This is a genomic window from Pseudomonas sp. SIMBA_068, assembly GCF_046534705.1.
Lineage (GTDB): Bacteria > Pseudomonadota > Gammaproteobacteria > Pseudomonadales > Pseudomonadaceae > Aquipseudomonas > Aquipseudomonas putida.
This window is the reverse complement of sequence record NZ_JAWRYI010001251.1, coordinates 1-248: the sequence shown is the minus strand read 5'-3', so window position 1 is coordinate 248 and position 248 is coordinate 1. Positions and strand designations below refer to the sequence as shown.

The window sequence follows — 248 nt, the reverse complement described above, 5'->3', positions numbered from 1 at the left end:
GCGGATCTTCCGCGTGCTCAAGCTCGGCCAGTACCTCAAGCAGGCCAACTACTTGATGGCGGCGCTGCGCGGCAGCAAGCAGAAGATCATCGTGTTCCTGGTCACCGTGTCGACCCTGGTGACCGTGTTCGGCACCTTGATGTACGTGATCGAAGGGCCGGAGCATGGCTTTACCAGCATTCCCAAGGGCATCTACTGGGCGATCGTCACCCTGACCACGGTGGGCTTCGGCGACATCGTGCAGAAGA

General features: G+C 60.5%; 1 protein-coding gene. It reads left to right on the top strand.

Annotation, left to right across the window (positions count from 1 at the left end):
- On the top strand, positions 1–248 hold a 248-nt coding region (locus tag SB756_RS33555; RefSeq protein WP_410913697.1), incomplete at both ends, for an ion transporter.